This window comes from Hyphomicrobium sp. (assembly GCF_036262015.1).
Taxonomy (GTDB): Bacteria; Pseudomonadota; Alphaproteobacteria; order Rhizobiales; family Hyphomicrobiaceae; genus Hyphomicrobium_C.
The window spans coordinates 115946-132673 of the sequence record NZ_DATAJR010000008.1 but is presented as its reverse complement, the minus strand read 5'-3'; the positions used below and the strand labels follow the sequence as shown (position 1 = coordinate 132673).

At 62.9% G+C, this 16728-nt stretch carries 16 protein-coding genes and 2 riboswitches; of the genes, 8 read left to right on the top strand and 8 right to left on the bottom strand.

Features of this window, described 5'->3' with window-relative positions; genetic code table 11:
• Nucleotides 1–3 precede the first annotated feature (3 nt).
• A complete protein-coding gene (gene phaR, locus VHO05_RS09345; protein WP_329646316.1) occupies nt 4–654 on the bottom strand; it encodes a polyhydroxyalkanoate synthesis repressor PhaR in 651 nt (216 codons plus the stop codon).
• 230 nt (nt 655–884) lie between these two features.
• Between phaR and VHO05_RS09340 the strand changes: the two genes are divergently transcribed.
• Both VHO05_RS09340 and phbB read left to right on the top strand, forming a co-directional pair.
• Nucleotides 885–2075 carry an acetyl-CoA C-acetyltransferase gene (locus VHO05_RS09340; protein ID WP_329646315.1) on the top strand — a complete coding sequence of 397 codons (1191 nt, stop codon included), beginning with the start codon at nt 885–887 and terminating at the stop codon, nt 2073–2075.
• Nucleotides 2076–2222: 147 nt separating this feature from the next.
• The gene (gene phbB / locus VHO05_RS09335) at nt 2223–2951 is read left to right on the top strand and encodes an acetoacetyl-CoA reductase (protein WP_329646314.1); all 729 of its coding nucleotides are present in this window, start codon (nt 2223–2225) and stop codon (nt 2949–2951) included.
• Nucleotides 2952–3109: 158 nt separating this feature from the next.
• On the opposite strand, the gene VHO05_RS09330 is transcribed toward phbB, so the two are convergent.
• From VHO05_RS09330 to gloB, 3 genes are all read right to left on the bottom strand, one after another.
• Nucleotides 3110–5125, bottom strand: coding sequence for an NYN domain-containing protein (locus tag VHO05_RS09330; RefSeq protein ID WP_329646313.1), 2016 nt, complete (start codon nt 5123–5125; stop codon nt 3110–3112).
• A 196-nt stretch (nt 5126–5321) separates the two neighbouring features.
• Nucleotides 5322–5759 (bottom strand): cupin domain-containing protein, encoded by a 438-nt coding sequence (locus VHO05_RS09325; protein ID WP_329647501.1) that lies wholly within the window; start codon nt 5757–5759, stop codon nt 5322–5324.
• A gap of 10 nt (nt 5760–5769) precedes the next feature.
• Nucleotides 5770–6540, bottom strand: coding sequence for a hydroxyacylglutathione hydrolase (gene gloB / locus VHO05_RS09320; protein WP_329646312.1), 771 nt, complete (start codon nt 6538–6540; stop codon nt 5770–5772).
• 136 nt (nt 6541–6676) lie between these two features.
• Between gloB and VHO05_RS09315 the strand changes: the two genes are divergently transcribed.
• Entirely contained in the window at nt 6677–7390 is a 714-nt protein-coding gene (locus VHO05_RS09315) for a methyltransferase domain-containing protein (protein ID WP_329646311.1), read from the top strand.
• A 113-nt stretch (nt 7391–7503) separates the two neighbouring features.
• On the opposite strand, the gene metW is transcribed toward VHO05_RS09315, so the two are convergent.
• The gene (gene metW, locus VHO05_RS09310) at nt 7504–8136 is read right to left on the bottom strand and encodes a methionine biosynthesis protein MetW (protein WP_329646310.1); all 633 of its coding nucleotides are present in this window, start codon (nt 8134–8136) and stop codon (nt 7504–7506) included.
• Nucleotides 8136–9308: a homoserine O-acetyltransferase MetX gene (metX, locus tag VHO05_RS09305; protein WP_329647500.1), complete on the bottom strand. Its 1173-nt coding sequence runs from the start codon at nt 9306–9308 to the stop codon at nt 8136–8138. Before metX ends, metW begins: the two co-directional genes overlap by 1 nt.
• Nucleotides 9309–9428: 120 nt before the next feature.
• Nucleotides 9429–9507, bottom strand: a riboswitch (SAM riboswitch).
• A gap of 222 nt (nt 9508–9729) precedes the next feature.
• On the opposite strand from metX, the gene VHO05_RS09300 reads away from it, so the two are divergent.
• The 5 genes from VHO05_RS09300 (at nt 9730) to crcB (ending at nt 13563) form a co-directional block, all read left to right on the top strand.
• Entirely contained in the window at nt 9730–10026 is a 297-nt protein-coding gene (locus VHO05_RS09300; RefSeq protein ID WP_329646309.1) for a hypothetical protein, read from the top strand.
• A gap of 188 nt (nt 10027–10214) precedes the next feature.
• The gene (gene hisC / locus VHO05_RS09295) at nt 10215–11318 is read left to right on the top strand and encodes a histidinol-phosphate transaminase (RefSeq protein ID WP_329646308.1); all 1104 of its coding nucleotides are present in this window, start codon (nt 10215–10217) and stop codon (nt 11316–11318) included.
• Entirely contained in the window at nt 11315–12283 is a 969-nt protein-coding gene (locus VHO05_RS09290; protein WP_329646307.1) for a prephenate/arogenate dehydrogenase family protein, read from the top strand. The genes hisC and VHO05_RS09290 overlap by 4 nt, the downstream gene beginning before the upstream one ends.
• A 19-nt stretch (nt 12284–12302) precedes the next feature.
• Nucleotides 12303–12980, top strand: coding sequence for a gamma-glutamylcyclotransferase (locus tag VHO05_RS09285; protein WP_329646306.1), 678 nt, complete (start codon nt 12303–12305; stop codon nt 12978–12980).
• A gap of 71 nt (nt 12981–13051) precedes the next feature.
• Nucleotides 13052–13112, top strand: a riboswitch (Fluoride riboswitch).
• A gap of 73 nt (nt 13113–13185) precedes the next feature.
• A complete protein-coding gene (gene crcB, locus VHO05_RS09280) occupies nt 13186–13563 on the top strand; it encodes a fluoride efflux transporter CrcB (RefSeq protein WP_329646305.1) in 378 nt (125 codons plus the stop codon).
• A gap of 84 nt (nt 13564–13647) precedes the next feature.
• On the opposite strand, the gene VHO05_RS09275 is transcribed toward crcB, so the two are convergent.
• Nucleotides 13648–14082: a hypothetical protein gene (locus VHO05_RS09275; protein WP_329646304.1), complete on the bottom strand. Its 435-nt coding sequence runs from the start codon at nt 14080–14082 to the stop codon at nt 13648–13650.
• A gap of 251 nt (nt 14083–14333) precedes the next feature.
• Complete coding sequence (locus VHO05_RS09270; protein WP_329646303.1) at nt 14334–16727, bottom strand: adenosylcobalamin-dependent ribonucleoside-diphosphate reductase; 2394 nt, start codon at nt 16725–16727, stop codon at nt 14334–14336.
• Nucleotide 16728: the final 1 nt, after the last annotated feature.

Below are 16728 nucleotides of genomic sequence, written 5' to 3'. Positions count from 1 at the left end.
CCGCTATTCGCGATCTTTGGCCAGTTTCTCGATCCGCTGCTGCATGGCGGTGAGTTGTGCCTTGAGCTCGTCAATCTCACCCTTGGGCTCACCGGTTGCGGCCGCAGTCGGCTGCTCGCTCGCTTGCCCTTCGCTTCTCTTCACCTGCGGATTGGCCGCCCCGCCAAAGGACGTCCACATCGCCATGGCCTGCTCGAACATCGCCATGTTCTTGCGCGCCTGGTCCTGATAGGCCTCGAAGGCTGCGGCAGGGTTGGCGAAAGCGCTCGCGAACATCGACCGGAACTTCTCCTGCTCCTTGACGAGATTCTCGAGGCTGAACTGGAGATAGCTCGGCACCATGGTACCGATATTGTCGTCGTAGAAACGAATAAGCTGGCGCAGGAAGGGGATCGGCAGAAGCGTCTGCCCGCCCTCCCGGCTCTCCTGCTCAACGATGATCTGCGTCAGCACCGCATGGGTCAGGTCGTCACCGGACTTGGCGTCGTAGACGACAAAATCCTTGTCGTTGCGCACCATCTGAGCCAAGTCGTCGAGCGTAACGTACGTGCTCGTCTCGGTATTGTAGAGACGCCGGTTCGCATACTTCTTGATGACGACCGCCTCTTTTTTCTCGGGGCTTACGTCGGATTTGTTGAGCATGGGCTGAGCCATCAAACCTACACCTGTTTGCGCTGCGGCATCGTAGCACAGCCAGGAGACGAGCTACCAGACCTAACTGCATACCTGCCAAGCAAAGTATCGACACAAAGACCTAATTGCGGGCAGCGTTACGCTACTGCTATCGTACCGCTGACGACCGTCATTTGATGCATGTCAAAGGCGGTTCGTCACCCCAAGGCCAAGAAACGCCCCAGATTTCCCCTCGAGGAGGAAGAAATAAAATGAGTGCGGATAGCACAACTATTGTTATCGCCGGCGCTGCCAGAACGCCTGTCGGAGCATTCAACGGCTCGCTCTCCAGCCTTCAGGCACATGAACTCGGCAAGGTCGCCATCAGCGCAGCCCTCGAACGCGCAAAGACCCAGCCCGGCGACGTTTCCGAAGTCATTCTCGGACAGATTTTGACGGCAGGCCACGGCCAGAACCCGGCGCGGCAGGCAGCCATCGCAGCCGGCATTCCGGTCGATGCACCGGCTTGGGGCATGAACCAGATCTGCGGCTCGGGCCTTCGCGCCGTCGCCCTCGGTCTGCAGCAGATCCAGACCGGCTCCTCGTCCATCGTCGTCGCGGGCGGCCAGGAAAGCATGAGCCAGTCCAAGCACGCCGCGCATATGCGCGAAGGAACCAAGATGGGCGACGTGAAGTTCGTCGACACCATGGTCAAGGACGGCCTGTGGGACGCCTTCAACAACTACCACATGGGCACGACGGCCGAGAACGTCGCCAAGCAGTGGCAAATCACGCGCGAAGAGCAGGACAAGTTCGCCGTGGCTTCGCAGAACAAGGCTGAGGCGGCGCGCAAGGCCGGCAAGTTCAAGGACGAGATTGCCCCCGTCACCATCAAGGGCAAGAAGGGCGACACCGTCGTTGATACTGACGAGTACATCAAGGACGGCGTGACGCTCGACAGCATCGCGAAGCTGCGCCCCGCATTCGACCCGAAGGAAGGCTCCGTCACCGCGGCCAACGCATCTGGCATCAACGACGGCGCCGCCGCTGTTGTTCTCATGACGGCTGAAGAAGCGAAGAAGCGTGGCGTGAAGCCGCTCGCCCGTATCGTTTCGTGGGCGCACGCCGGCGTCGACCCGTCGATCATGGGCACCGGCCCCATTCCTGCTTCGAAAAAGGCGCTCGAAAAGGCCGGCTGGACCGTCAAGGATCTTGACCTCATCGAGGCCAACGAAGCCTTCGCGGCGCAGGCGATCAGCGTCAACAAGGGCCTCGCCTGGGACACCGACAAAGTAAACGTCAACGGCGGCGCGATCGCCATTGGCCATCCGATCGGTGCCTCAGGCGCGCGCATCCTCGTTACGCTGCTCTATGAAATGCAGCGCCGCGACGCGAAGAAGGGCCTCGCCACGCTCTGCATCGGTGGCGGCATGGGCGTCGCCATGTGCCTCGAGCGCGATTGACGAAACAGAATGCGGCCTTTCCCTACCCATAGGGAGAGGCCGCCTCCTATCCTGCTTCATTTTGGTGACTTCCCGCATCAAAGTCGGGAAGGCTAATCAGCCCCACCCGCAATCAATCAGAAATCTGCTCTAGGGAGATCTTCACTCATGACGCGCGTCGCTGTCGTAACCGGAGGCACGCGTGGCATTGGCCACGCCATCTCGATCGCACTCAAGAACAAGGGCTATCGCGTCGCCGCGAACTACGCCGGCAATGATGCCGCTGCTCAGCAGTTCCAGGTCGAAACCGGCATTCCCGTCTACAAGTGGAACGTCGGCAGCTACGACGAGTGCGCCAAGGGTATTGCCGAGATCACCAAGGCCCTCGGCCCCATCGACGTTGTCGTCAACAACGCAGGCATCACGCGCGATGCCATGCTGCACAAGATGACGCCCGAGCAGTGGCGCGAGGTCATCAACGTCGACCTCGACTCGGTCTTCAACATGAGCCGCCTCGTGATCGACTCCATGCGTTCGCGCAACTTCGGCCGCATCATCAACATCTCGTCGATCAACGGTCGCAAGGGCCAGATGGGCCAGACGAACTACTCCGCCGCCAAGGCCGGCATGCACGGCTTCACCAAGGCTCTCGCCTTCGAAGGCGCCACCAAGGGCATCACCGTCAACACCATCGCTCCAGGCTACATCAACACCGAGATGGTCGCCGCCGTGCCGAAGGAAGTCCTTGAAAGCAAGATTCTGCCGCAGATCCCCGTGGGCCGCCTCGGCACTGTCGAGGAAATTGCCCGTGCGGTGACGTTCCTCGCCGCCGACGACGCCGGCTTCATCACCGGCGCCTGCTTGGACGTCAACGGCGGCCACTACATCGCCGTCTGATCTCGCGAGTCAGTACCGAAATTGAAGGGCCGCGGAGATCTCTCTCCGCGGCCCTTTTGTTTCGAGTGCCGGCGGGATCCAGACACGCATGAAATGAAAAAGCCGACGGCATCTTTTCGACGCCGCCGGCCCAAACATCAAATTGCAACGTGTCGAACCTACCCGCGCAGGCGAGAACGCACGATGCGCGGGAATTCCTCCTCGGCCTCCCCGAACGGGGCCGGAGCCTGCGGAGCCGCACGGTTGTCCGGCACCTGCCAGCGATCACCGCCCTGCTGCGGAGCCGGTGCGCTGGTGTAACCCTGCGGTGCCGGAGGGGCTGTACGCGCCGGAGCCTGCGGAGCCGAAGTCGCTGCCCGCTGCGAAGCCGGAGCCCCACCGAACCACGCGTCAATGAGGTCGATCTCGTCGGCCGACAGGTTGAGCCCCTGCGAACGGCAGCGCGCAACGACGAAATTGCGGAAGCGGCTTGCAAACAGATTCGCCGATGCACCCTGCTCGAACCACGGATCGGCCTCGCTTACGACCTCGAGCACGAAACGCACGTCGTCGCGTCGCACTTCGAGACCCATCTCGCGAGCCCGCTGCACGATATTGATCAGCGTTTGCTGGCCAGAGAGATTGTTGGCTGTGATCTCTTCCGCCATCACCTCGAACAGCACGCGGTACTCGGGCGGCGACAATGGCGGCGCCTGGCAGGCCTCATGGATGCGCGCGATCGACTGCTGAATTTGCGACGCCTGATCGACGGACCGCTGGGGCTGCGCCGGTTGCACCGGCGGAGAAGCCGGACGCTGTGCGCCGAGCGCCTCCGGGCTCGGCGGGGCCGGGCGGGCACCGTAGCTTCCGCTCGACGGCTGCACAGCAGCCTCCTGTTGCGGCGCACGCGGCGGCGACGCGCCAAAGCTCTGCTGCGCGTAGCCAGTCTGCTGCCCATAGGCCGGCGGCTGGCCGTAGCTCGACTGCGGCTCGCTGCGGCTCTGTGGAACGCGCTCTTGACGCGCAATCTCGCGCGAAGGATCTGCAAACTCGCTGCGCGCCTCGCGCGGAAGCTGGTAGCGCGGCTCGTCGTAACGCGCGGGCAATCGCTCGGCGCGCTGATCGGCTTGCGGACGCTCCGAACGCTGAGGCTCGAAACGAACTTCCGGTTGGCTGTCACGTTCGTAGTCCGCACGTGTCTCAACACGCCGCGAGGGGGGCGTATCGAGACGCGGCTCTGGGCGAGCCTCTCCCATGTCCGCCCTGCGCGGAGCCGGCAGCTCTGTCCGCACATCGATCTCACGCGAAATCTGCCGCGTGGGTTCGTAGGCAAAATAGGGAGCCTGATCCGTGAGTTTGATGTCTTTCGGCAGAGCCTTGGCCAAAAGCTCGCGGAAACCACCCGCTCCACCCCAAGCCGAACCAACCGTCTTCTCGTGCCCAAGCACGCGGACGGCACGATCCGCCAGCGCTTCGAGCGGCACCGGCTGTCCAGCCGAACGGACAGCGCCCGCCACCTCGGCAACGATCGTCTTACGGATTGTCTCGAGCTCCGCCGCCGTTGGCTCGCGCAGCGCGCCACCAGACTTCGGCTCAGCATCGATGCGGCCATCGAGAAGCAGCGAAATGAGATCCGCCTCGCGAACCTCGCCGTCGCTGATCGCGGTATAGGGTTGAGCCGTATGGTCGTTCGCGAACACCACCGTGCGGCGCGCGTGAGCCCTCAAGCGGTGCAGCACCGGAGTGAAGTCCGCATCGCCCGACAGCAGGATGAATTCGTCGAAGCGCGTATCGTGATGCAGGACGTCGCGAACGTCCATCACCATGCGAATATCGGCGGAGTTCTTGAGCTGAGCCGTAAGCGGTGGGCAATCGACGACCTCGAAACCTGCGCGCAGGAAATGATGCCGCACAAAAGGGAACGAGTTCATATCCGTCGAGTTGTCGTGCGCATTCCGGCGCGGCACCGGATTGCCGTAGCAGCGGCTCATGACGATGCGGCGCGGCGCAGTCGTGAAATTGACGCCATTGGTCGGCGTAATCAGCCGTCCGCTTTCGATCTCACGAAGCCACAGCGAAGCATCCTTGGCGAACCGCTTGGCTGCCTCTTCGTTCTTTCGCTTCAGCGACAGGTAGATGTTGTCGTAGTCGACGAATACCGTACTTAGAACAGTCCCGGTGGACTCCACTTTCATTTTTTGCAACCCCCGCTGCGCGCACGCAATTCCGCGTTTGATTCGCACTCTTCACGAGTCGTATTGGAGCGGCAAGCGTAGGCCGGACGCGGTCCCCAGGAATTGCTTGAAGGCCAAAGAAAACAGCGAGATACGCCCAGCTAGCTCATACATTGAATGGTGGAAAACTTCCCTATTGGCGGCGGACGAGCCATTTTCAGTCTGCAGCAGTCTTGGCACTTGGCGTGAACCCTGGCGGCGCAAGCTCGAACCCCGCGAACTCGAACCCCGGCGCAACGGTGCATCCGACGAGCGTCCAGTCTCCGAGAGACCACGCCTGCTGCCAGTGCCCCGTCGCGACAATGCCCTGAGACCGTTCCCCATCGAGCACCGCCGGCCCAAGACATACCATCTGGACGTCTCCGTCCGGCGGAGCCGTGGCCAGCATCAGCGGTGCGCCAGCGTACCAGTGCCAGACTTCCACCGCGTCGACCCGATGCCAGCGCGAAACCTCTCCGGCCTTGAGCAGGAAATAGATGGCCGTGGAATGCGCGCGGCGCCCGTCGGATGCAGCGTCCCGGAACGTCTCGCGAAAATGTCCACCCTCCGGGTGAGGCACAAGGCCCAACTCGGCGATGATCCTGCCTGCGTCCATGGTCATGGCTTCAGAACCGGTTCTTGCGTTCGCGCAGATCGGCGAAGACCTTCCAGGCCGGAGCAGCGGGCAGTCCCACACGGTCTCGAAGGGCGCGTGTGTCGGCCCGCAGAAACACGTTGGTTTCGAGCTCCAAATCGACGCGCGTGGGCAGTGTCGCTTCGCCTTGCGCGCGCACTGTCTCGGCATCCAAGAGCCGCTCTTGAAGCCGCCCGTTCTCGGGCTCGATGGAAACACCGAACTTGCCGTTCGCGACCGTATACTCGTGCCCGCAATAGAGAAGTGTATCGCGCGGCAGATCGGCGATCTTGCGAAGGGACGTCCACATCATTTCCGCCGTTCCCTCGAGGATGCGCCCGCATCCCATCGCGAACAGCGTATCGCCGACAAACGCGACCTTGGCCCCGTCGAGCCAGTACGTGACATGCCCTATGGTATGTCCCGGCGTATCGAGTACCTTCACGGTGAGTGTACCGAGAGAAAGCGTATCGGGCTCGCCAACCGCTTGGTCCAGCCCGGGAATACGGGCCGCCTCATCGCGCGGACCAATCACTAGGCAGTGCGTTTCGGCCTTGAGCGCGGGAATCCCCGCCGTATGATCGGCATGATGATGGGTTGCGAGAATATGCGTCAGTCGCCAACCGCGTTCCTCGAGCGCTCGCTTGACGGCAGCGGCGTCCGGCGCGTCGATAGACAGCGTAACGTCCCCTTCCGCGTCGTGGACGAGAACGCCATAGTTGTCCTTGAGACAAGGGAATTGGTGGATTTCGGGTTGAGCCATCTGGGTCGTGACGCGGGTGTTCTGACCCGTTTCGAGCGAACGCTCACCGGATCCTGTAAAAAGCTAATCGCATGACCTTGCCATTGCAATGCCGGTCAGGCGAAAAGTGGTCGCAAATTCGGATCTGCGGAAACGCATGCATTTGGATGTCGTAACGCTAAGAGACTTCTATGCGACGCCGCTCGGCCAGATCGCACGGCGAATCCTTGCGCGCCGCATCCGTTCGCATTGGGGCCCCGCACCGGGCGAGGTTATCGCCAGCTTGGGCTTCGGCACCCCCTTCATCAACGCCTATCGCGGCGAGACTCGCAGCGTGAGTGCATTGATGCCCGCGAGCCAAGGCGCTCTGATCTGGCCGCCATCGTCTCCCATTCTCTCTGCCCTGGTCGACGAGGGGTCCCTTCCCTTGCGCGACAATTCCGTCGATCGCCTGCTTGTCATCCATTGCCTGGAGGTCGCCGAACAGGTGACGCCGCTCTTGCGTGAACTCTGGCGGGTGCTGAGACCGGAAGGACGCCTCATGGCCATCGTTCCGAACAGGCGCGGTCTCTGGACCCACGTCGACACGACTCCCTTCGGCTTCGGCAGGCCCTACAGCCGCTCGCAGCTGGACAGCCTGCTGCATCAATCCTTGTTCACGCCGCAGGCCTGGGACACGGCCCTGCACTTCCCGCCGTTCGACCGCGGCATCCTCGTGCGCTCGGCAACAGCCTGGGAGCGCGTCGGCGCGAGAGTGTCGCCCGCGCTCGGCGGTGTCCTGATGGTGGAAGCGCGCAAGGAGACGATGGCGCCCATCAAGGGCAAGCCGGTGCGCGCGAAGGCATTGCGCGACCTTGTCACCATCCGTTGAAGCGACAACGCACTAGAGTGCTTCCGGAAAAGTGGAAACCGGTTTTCCGATAAGAAGCATGACAAAACAAAGAACGAGGGTCGGTCCGCGATTCAACCAAAACCGGAGCGACCCTAGGCGCGCCGCTTGAGCCTGAACACGGCCTTCTCACCCAGCAGGTTCTGCAGCGACAGAGAATTCTTGATCGGCAGACGCTGACCCTTCGCGTTGAACGCCACCGCCGCCTCGACCTCTGCGTTGACGATCTCGACGAGGTCGACGAAATCCTTGATCGTGCAAAGGTGAGCGTCGGCCGTCGTGTACCAAGGCTCCGGCAGATTGGGCGTCATCGGCATCCGCCCCGAGAACAGAAGCTGGGCGCGAATGCGCCAGTGCCCGAAATTCGGGAACGAAACGATCGCGCGCCGCCCAATACGGAGCAGATTGGCCAGCACGGTTTTCGGATCGCGCGTCGCCTGAATAGTGAGCGAGAGGATCGCATAGTCGAACGACTGATCGGGATAGTCGGCGAGATCGCGGTCTGCGTCGCCCTGGATCACCGAAAGACCGCTCTTCACGCAAAGATTGACCTTCTCGCGCGACAGCTCGACGCCACGGCCGTCGACACCCTTGGTGTCGGCGAGGAGCTTGAGCAGCGCACCATCGCCGCAGCCCACGTCGAGCACACGCGATCCGGGCGCAACCATTTCGGCAATCAGAAGGTGGTCGGCGCGTTGCTGACCGGTGAAAGGAACGGCTTTCTGCATCAGATCGCCTCCACGTGCGGCAGGAGCCCGCGTTTGCCAGCCGCCGCGGTCAAGAAACCGCGCACGGTCGCATGAAATTCAGGCTCTTCCAGAAGGAAGGCGTCATGGCCCTTGTCGCTCTCGATCTCGACGAAGGACACGTTCGCGGCGACCGCATTGAGCGCCTTCACGATCGCCTTGCTATCGCGCGTGGGATAGAGCCAGTCGCTTGTGAAGGACACCACGCAGAATTGCGTGTTGGTGCCTGCAAAGGCATTCGCGAGCTTTCCGCCGTTGGCGCCCTCCAGATCGAAGTAGTCCATGGCCCGCGTGATGTAGAGATAGCTGTTGGCATCAAAGCGATCGACGAATGTCGAGCCCTGATGGCGCAGATAGCTCTCGATCTTGAAGTCGGCATCGAACGAGAACGAGCGCGCGGCGCGATCCTGCAGATTGCGGCCGAACTTGCCCTGCAACGCCTTCTCGGAAAGGTACGTGATGTGCGCCGCCATGCGCGCCACGGAAAGCCCATTCTTGGGCACAACGCCATGCTCATAGTAGTTGCCGCCGCGCCAGTCGGGATCAGCCATGACCGCTTGCCGGCCAACCTCGTGAAACGCGATGTTCTGCGCTGTGTGCCAAGGTGCGGTCGCGATCGGAATGGCCGTCGCAACGCGACCCTTCTGCCGCGCAGCCCATTCGAGCACCTGCATGCCGCCCATGGACCCACCGATCACGGAGAACAGTTCTCCGATCCCGAGGTGATCGACAAGGCGCACTTGCGCGTCGACGATGTCGCCGATGGTGATCACGGGAAAATCGAGACCGTAGGGCTTGCCGGTCTTCGGGTTCAGGGACGCAGGACCGGTCGAGCCCATGCATCCGCCGAGAATGTTCGGGCAAACCACGAAGAAATGGTTGGTGTCGACCGGCTTGCCCGGCCCCACCAGCAGATCCCACCAGCCAGGCTTGCCGGTGACAGGGTGGACGTTCGCCACATGCTGGTCGCCGGTGAGCGCGTGACAGATGAGGATGGCGTTCGACTTGTCGGCGTTGAGGGTGCCGTAGGTCTGATAGGCGATCGAGAGCGGCCCCAGAAGCTGGCCGGACTCGAGCCGCAGAGGCGCCTCCTCCGGAAACACGATGATCTGGCTGGAGGGACTGTGAACCTCCGGCAGCCTGTGATCAGCCATCGGATCGGCTTTGCGATCCGCACCTTCGGACAACGCGGACGACGTGCCCATGCGCTCGTGCTCCCGGCCCGCCTGTGCGGGCGTTCGAAACCGGCCCTCAAGCCGGCCCATCCGTATATGTTCGGGTGCGCGACGGCCCATTTAGCGAGTTGTTTAACGTGGCTGCAAGCCGGCCGGCCAAATCACCACGGTCGAAATCAAGCCCTCAATATCGGAGCTTATTGGCCGGGGTCAAGGCCCTGGTCCTCCAACAGCTGTGACATCAAATATTCATTAACGGGCCCTCAAGATATGTTCGGCGATGATCGGGGAACTGGGCCCCCTTAACGGGGGTTCTACTGAGGTTCAGAAAGCCACACCGGGCCACCGAAATCGTCCCCCCACATCGACATGCACCCCCAACCTGGGTTAGGTTCGCGCCATGAAAAAACTCGGTCTCTTCAAAATCATGGCAGCCCTTGCGCTGCTCGCGTTGCCGGTCGGCCCCGACGTGGCTTTCGCCCAGAAGCCCAGCGTTAAGGAAAAGCCGTTGCGCGGCGTCGTGCGTCCCGCACCGCGGCGCGGCGGGTATTCCTATAAATACCTCCAGGGCACCAATACGCGGAGGTTCGTCGACCCGACTGTGACGAACCAGACGATTGCAGGACCCTTCGACAGCGGCTTCTTCTTCTCGTCGCCCAACGCACCGCACGGCGGCGACGCGCCTTATATGCAGTAGGCGCGGAGACTATTTCCGGATTTCGAACCGCGTTCCGGCCTCCGGGACGCGGTTTTTGTTTGCCTCAACTCTTCAGCTAACCGGTCGCGGCGCTTAAACCTTTGCGCTTTTGCGGCACCCTCGGTATCACGGGGACCGCCCGCCCAACCGGCAGGCTTTTCATCCCCTACTGGAAACTGAGCCGATCCATGGCCCCTCTCGCCCCGAAACCCCGTCCCGGTGTCCTCGATATCGAGGCCTACGTCCCGGGCGAAAGCCAGGTGCCGGGCGGTTTGAAACCGGTCAAGCTCTCGTCGAACGAAACCCCGCTCGGGCCGAGCCCCAAGGCAATCGAAGCCTTTACCGCGGCAGGGAGCGCCCTCGAACGTTATCCGGACGGCCAAGCCTCGGCGCTCCGTCAAGCCATCGCGCGCCGTTTCGGCCTCAATCCGGATCGCATCGTCTGCGGCGCGGGCTCGGACGAGTTGATCAGCCTGATCGCACACGCCTACCTCGGCCCCGGCGACGAAGGCCTCTACACAGAGCACGGCTTCCTGCTCTACCGCATCGTGATCCTGGCCGCAGGCGCGACGCCGGTCGTCGCACCGGAAACCAACCTCAGGACCGACGTGGATGCGATCCTCGCGCGCGTGACCCCGCGCACGCGTATCGTCTTCCTTGCGAACCCGAACAATCCAACGGGCACGTACCTCGCCATCGACGAAGTGCGGCGCCTCCGCGCCAGCCTGCCCGCCGACGTGCTGCTCGTGCTCGATGCCGCTTACGCCGAATACGTCCGCCGCAACGACTACGAAGCGGGTCTCGAGCTGGTCGCGACCACCGAGAACACGGTGATGACGCGCACGTTCTCCAAGATCTTCGGCCTCGCGGGCCTACGCATCGGCTGGGCCTACTGCCCGGCAGCCGTGGCCGATGCACTCAACCGCATCCGCGGCCCGTTCAACCTCTCCGCGCCGTCCATTGCCGCCGGCGCTGCCGCCATGGACGACTGGTCACACATCGAAACGGCCGTCCGCCACAACGAGCAATGGCTGCCGTGGCTCACGGCTGAAATCGAAAAGCTCGGCTTCAGCGTGACGCCGAGCGTGGCGAACTTCATCCTCGTACATTTCTCGACCAGCCCCGGCCGCGATGCGGTTGCCTGCGACACGTTCCTGAAGCAGCGCGGCATCATCGTACGCCGCGTTGCCGGCTATGGGCTTCCCAATGCGCTGCGCATCACCATCGGAACCGAAGCCGAGAACCGCAAGGTGGTTGAAGCGCTCACCGCTTTCGCAGGAGCGCGCGCATGAGCGGGCCTCAGAAGGAGCCGATGTTCGAGCGCATTGCTCTGATCGGCATCGGCCTCATCGGCTCTTCCATCAGCCACGCATCCCGCCGCTCCAATCTCGCGCGCGAGATCGTCGGCTCCGCCCGCACCCCGGCGACCGTTGAAACGGCCATGAAGCTTGGCCTCATCGACGAAGGCTATGTCACCGCCGCCGAGGCTGTGGAAGGCGCCGACCTTGTCATTCTCTGCACACCGGTCGGACTTTGCGGCCCCATCGCCAAGGAGATCTCGCGCAGCCTGAAACCCGGCGCCATCCTCACCGACGTCGGCTCCGTCAAGGCATCGATCGTGCGTGACGTCAGCCCACACGTGCCGGAGGGCGTGCATTTCGTTCCGGGCCATCCGATAGCGGGAACGGAGCAATCCGGCCCTGAATCCGGCTTTGCCGAGCTGTTCGATAGCCGCTGGTGCATTCTGACGCCCGAACCCCATACCGATGGCAAGGCTGTCGAGAAGCTGCGCAGCTTCTGGGAAGCGCTCGGCTCGAAAGTCGAGATCATGACGCCCGAGCACCATGACCTCGTGCTCGCCATCACCAGTCACGTGCCGCATCTCATCGCCTACAACATCGTCAACACGGCCGAGCACCTGGAACGCGTAACCGACAGCGAGGTGATCAAATTCTCCGCCGGCGGTTTCCGCGATTTCACGCGCATCGCGGCCTCCGATCCGACCATGTGGCGCGACGTCTTCCTCAACAACAAGGAGGCCGTGCTCGACATGCTCGGCCGCTTCACGGAAGACCTGACCATGCTGCAGCGGGCCATCCGCTTCGGCGATGGCGAGACGCTCCATCGCCTCTTCACCGACGCTCGCGCCGTTCGCCGGAGCATCATTCAGGCCGGTCAGGACACCGCAGCACCGGACTTCGGCCGCACACACGGACAGACCACCCCTTCCTCCTCGGCACCCGCCAAGAAGCGTTGAGCTGAGGAGGCCCCCGCGTATGGCCGCCGAACCCGCCGACACCTGGATCTTCGGTTACGGGTCGCTGATGTGGAACCCGGGGTTCGCCTTCGTGGAAGCACGCCCGGCCCGTCTCACCGGCTACCATCGGGCCTTTTGCGTCTATTCGATCCATTATCGCGGAACGGAACGCCAGCCGGGTTTAGTGCTCGGGCTCGACCGGGGCGGAGTTTGCGACGGGATAGCTTTTCGGATTGCAGCGAACGCTCGCGAGGAAACGCTGGCCTACTTGCGCCAGCGCGAATTGATCTACGGCGTCTATCGCGAGGCCCTCGTGCCGTTGGACCTTGCCCATGTTGGCAATGAGCCGGCGCGCATCGTGTGGGCCGTCACCTACATCGCCGAACGGGCTCATCCCGCCTATGCAGGCCGCCTGCCTCTGGCGTGGGAAGCCGAGTTGATCCGTCGCTCGGCCGGGCGCAGCGGCACCAATCTCGACTATTTCCTGAGCACCCGCCGGCACCTCACGGAGCTCGGGATCCGCGAACCTCGCTTGGATCGCCTTCTAACATTGACCGGCGCCATTGCCGGGCGCGGCGCGACATCCAGCGGGGGCGCGAACACCAAGGCCCTGGCACGCGCCTGGGCAACCCGAACCACATGGGCGCCCCGCACGGTCCGCGACAATCGGTTCGGTTATCGCGCAAAACGCAGCTAGGCGAGAGGCTTGCGCAACGCGCCCATAGGTCGGCCACCTTGCAAATCCGTCCGCCTTCGCGCAGATTGGATGTGTGGGATGGGAATGGAGTCTCCCGACAACCGCCGAAAGGCTGATGGCTCCTACCGGGCGCTTTTGCGCGGGTAGGAGCTTGCGTCGCTGCTCCGCGCGAACGCGCCCTAAAGAGGCAATTGCGGAGACGAAGATGCAAGCATCCATCGCCATCTTTTTCGGAGCAGGGCTCGGCGGCCTGCTGCGTCACGCCTTCAACACCTGGATCACGGCGCTGATCGGCAGCGGGTATCCCTACGGCATCCTCGCCATCAACGTGATCGGCTCGACCGTCATGGGCATTGTGGCCGGCTGGTTCGCCTTCAAGGGCGAAGCGCCCCAGGAGCTGAAGCTCTTTTTGACCACGGGCATCTTGGGCGGCTTCACCACCTTTTCCGCCTTCTCCCTCGACACCGCACTGCTGATCGAGCGAGGCGAAAGCTGGCTTGCTGCGACCTACGTCATTGCCAGTGTTGTGCTGTCGATCTTCGGCCTCTTTGCCGGACTGTGGGCGATGCGCGCCCTGCTCTAATCCAGCGGACAAGCACGCAAACGAAAATCGCGCCAACATGGAGTTGGCGCGATCGGAATCTCTCAGCGGCAATCGCGTCTAAGTTCAGTGGCGCGTGGCGGTGATGAGGTCGCCGTCACCATGATCAATCTGACCGGCGCGCAGGTCGAGCTCGACGATGCGACGCTGCTGAGCCGTAGGCGCCAGCAGATGCACATGAACCTCGTTGGCACCAAGGCGGGCGCCGCGATACCGGATCTCTGCGAGATTGAGCGAAGTAGCCGAGTGTGTCAGGTGGCCGATGGCCAGCACAGAGCGGCGGCCTGTCTCGTCGCGATGCACAAGCAGAAAATTGGCGGCCGGAACCTCAGGGCAATCGACGAGGTCGTAGACCGAGTGGACGTAGCGCCGTCCAGAGGCGCCACTCCAGAAATGGAAACGATCGTTGAGCTCAGACGTGCTGTCCAGCGTAGCGATTTCGGGCTTTGGAGCAGAGCGGCGGGCTCTGACTTCTGCGAGTTGAATGACACGCGCTCCCATAACCAGGTTCCTTTGCCGTGTACGCGGCTCTTGACGCTACCTTACTGACCCGCAGGATGCTGAGCTTTTCCAGCTGAAATATGGCTTGATCTCAGTCATTTTTGGGCAACTGCTCTGCGGGTAACCCTACCGCCTTGCTGCCGGCCGAAGCTGTTACGCAGGGAACGCGCTTGAAATTTCACGCGGTTAACCACGATCACCGTGGATTTGCTGCAGCAAGACGGAAATCGTCCGCCTCAGCTTGGCCACGATTAGTCACAGCGGGAGAAACCGCACGCCCGGCAGGTCCAGCACCCGCTCTCTTTGACGAAGGCCTGTGCTGCACACCGGGGGCAGCTCCGCCCGAGGCCCGCCGGACGATCCACAGACCCAGGCCCGGAAGCGCGAATCCCGGCCGCTCCCTCACTGTTCGACAACGACACCGGCTCGACGAACGTCGGCGCCTCGATCGCCTCTTCGGACGTCAGGAATCCGATCCGCCGCATATGCGTTTCGATCACGTCTCCGATCGCCGCGAGCAGGCTCGGCACATAGCGGCCACCCATCCAGCGGCCGCCCTGCGGATCGAACACGGCCTTCAGCTCTTCGGCGACGAATGACACATCACCGCCGCGCCGGAACACGGCGCTGATCATGCGCGTCAGCGCGACCGTCCACGCATAATGTTCGAGGTTGCGCGTGTTGATGAAAATCTCAAACGGACGCCGCCGCCCACCCGCCTCGATATCGTTGATGGTGACGTAGATCGCGTGATCGCTCTCAGGCCACTTGAGCTTATAGGTATACCCCGCCAGCACGGGATCGCGGTCGAGCGGCTGGGCCATATAGACCACATCCCCGTGACGTCGCGGGACTTCCCGGTCCGGGACGGCAACCTGCACTGAGGCGGGTTTGCTGATCGCCGCTGCAGATTCCGCCTGGGTATCCCCAGCCGTCGCACGTGTGAGAATGGCGCCCGTGACAGGATTGGGCCGATACACCGTGCAGCCTTTGAGACCGAGATCGAACGCATCAAGATAAATCGACTTGAAAGCCTCGAAGGAAATGTCCTCGGGACAATTGATGGTCTTCGAGATCGAGCTGTCGACATGCTTCTGCAGCGCGGCCTGCATGACGAGATGCTCGCGCGGCGAAAGCTCAGCCGCGGTGACGAAAGCAGCGCTGAGCGGAGCCTCCGCCCCGAACCGGCGCCGGAACTGCGCATGCGCCAGATCCTCGACCTCCTCGACGCGCGCGCCTCCATCCGGACCGAGCACTCGCCGCGAATAGCGAAAATCAAAGACCGGCTCGACACCTGAAGAGACGTTGCCGGCGAACAGAGAAATCGTTCCGGTTGGCGCAATCGACGTGAGACACCCGTTGCGAATGCCATGCCGTGCGATCGCCTCACGGACCTCCGGTGCAAGCCGGACCACATTCGGAGAGGCAAGAAAACGCTCGGCATCATAGAGAGGGAAAGCGCCCTTCTCGGCCGCAAGCTCCGCGCTCGCGAGATACGCGGCCTGCTCGATCGTTCTCATCCACGATTGCGCAAGCTGGGCCGCTTCCGAGGTTCCGTACCGCACGCCCATGGCGATCAGCGCGTCAGCAAGTCCGGTGACGCCAAGGCCGATGCGCCGCTTGGCCATGGCCTCGCGGCGCTGCGCCTCGAGCGGATAACCCGACACATCGATGACGTTGTCGAGAAAGCGCACGGCGATCCGCACCCGCTCCGCGAGCTTCTTTGCATCGATCGCCGCATGATCGGAAAACGGCGCCGACACCAGCGCGGCCAGATTGATGGACCCAAGAAGACACGCGCCATAAGGCGGCAACGGCTGCTCGCCGCACGGATTTGTGGCGCTGATCTCCTCGCAGAAAGCGAGGTTGTTGAGGGCATTGACGCGGTCGATGAAAATCACGCCCGGCTCGGCATAGTCGTACGCCGCGCGCACGATGCGATCCCAAAGATCACGCGCACGGACCGTCTTGTAGACTTTGCCCTCGAACACGAGGTCCCAGGGACTGTCCGCTCGCACGGCCGCGACGAATGCATCCGTGACCAGCACGGAAAGATTGAAGTTGCGCAGCTTGGCCGGGTCGGCCTTCGCGTCGATGAACGTCTCGATGTCGGGATGATCGCAGCGGAGCGTACCCATCATGGCGCCGCGCCGCGCGCCCGCCGACATGATCGTGCGGCACATCGCATCCCACACGTCCATGAAGCTCACCGGACCCGACGCATCCGCGCCGATGCTTTTGACCAGTGCACCCTTGGGCCTCAGAGTCGAGAAATCGTGCCCGATGCCGCCGCCCTGCTGCATCGTGAGGGCGGCTTCCTTGACGTTCTCGAAGATGGCGCCGAGATCGTCCCCGATCCGGCCCATGACGAAGCAGTTGAAAAGCGTGACGGCCCGACCCGTGCCTGCACCTGCCAAGATGCGCCCGGCCGGCACGAAGCCGAAGTCTGCCATGCTGTCGTAGAACTGCGAGGCCCAGCGCTGCCGTACGCGCTTCCCGCCCTTTTCGACGGAGGCGGCTGCGTCCGCGACGCGCCGGAACGTATCCGTCAGCGTCTCGTCACGTGCTGTCTCGCCTTCGAAGCGATACTTACGCCGCCAAATCTCCTCGGAAATCGGGGCCAGGAACGTGGGGGCGTTCGTCATT

Excerpts from the sequence above, each read along its gene's own strand:
- VHO05_RS09340 (WP_329646315.1), top strand. The coding sequence starts at position 885 with ATGAGTGCGGATAGCACAACTATTGTTATCGCCGGCGCTGCCAGAACG.
- VHO05_RS09290 (WP_329646307.1), top strand. The coding sequence starts at position 11,315 with ATGAGCGGGCCTCAGAAGGAGCCGATGTTCGAGCGCATTGCTCTGATC.
- phaR (WP_329646316.1), bottom strand. The coding sequence starts at position 654 with ATGGCTCAGCCCATGCTCAACAAATCCGACGTAAGCCCCGAGAAAAAA.
- VHO05_RS09300 (WP_329646309.1), top strand. The coding sequence starts at position 9,730 with ATGAAAAAACTCGGTCTCTTCAAAATCATGGCAGCCCTTGCGCTGCTC.
- hisC (WP_329646308.1), top strand. The coding sequence starts at position 10,215 with ATGGCCCCTCTCGCCCCGAAACCCCGTCCCGGTGTCCTCGATATCGAG.
- VHO05_RS09315 (WP_329646311.1), top strand. The coding sequence starts at position 6,677 with ATGCATTTGGATGTCGTAACGCTAAGAGACTTCTATGCGACGCCGCTC.
- gloB (WP_329646312.1), bottom strand. The coding sequence starts at position 6,540 with ATGGCTCAACCCGAAATCCACCAATTCCCTTGTCTCAAGGACAACTAT.
- metX (WP_329647500.1), bottom strand. The coding sequence starts at position 9,308 with ATGGCTGATCACAGGCTGCCGGAGGTTCACAGTCCCTCCAGCCAGATC.
- phbB (WP_329646314.1), top strand. The coding sequence starts at position 2,223 with ATGACGCGCGTCGCTGTCGTAACCGGAGGCACGCGTGGCATTGGCCAC.
- crcB (WP_329646305.1), top strand. The coding sequence starts at position 13,186 with ATGCAAGCATCCATCGCCATCTTTTTCGGAGCAGGGCTCGGCGGCCTG.
- VHO05_RS09270 (WP_329646303.1), bottom strand. The coding sequence starts at position 16,727 with ATGACGAACGCCCCCACGTTCCTGGCCCCGATTTCCGAGGAGATTTGG.
- VHO05_RS09275 (WP_329646304.1), bottom strand. The coding sequence starts at position 14,082 with ATGGGAGCGCGTGTCATTCAACTCGCAGAAGTCAGAGCCCGCCGCTCT.
- metW (WP_329646310.1), bottom strand. The coding sequence starts at position 8,136 with ATGCAGAAAGCCGTTCCTTTCACCGGTCAGCAACGCGCCGACCACCTT.
- VHO05_RS09285 (WP_329646306.1), top strand. The coding sequence starts at position 12,303 with ATGGCCGCCGAACCCGCCGACACCTGGATCTTCGGTTACGGGTCGCTG.
- VHO05_RS09325 (WP_329647501.1), bottom strand. The coding sequence starts at position 5,759 with ATGGACGCAGGCAGGATCATCGCCGAGTTGGGCCTTGTGCCTCACCCG.
- VHO05_RS09330 (WP_329646313.1), bottom strand. The coding sequence starts at position 5,125 with ATGAAAGTGGAGTCCACCGGGACTGTTCTAAGTACGGTATTCGTCGAC.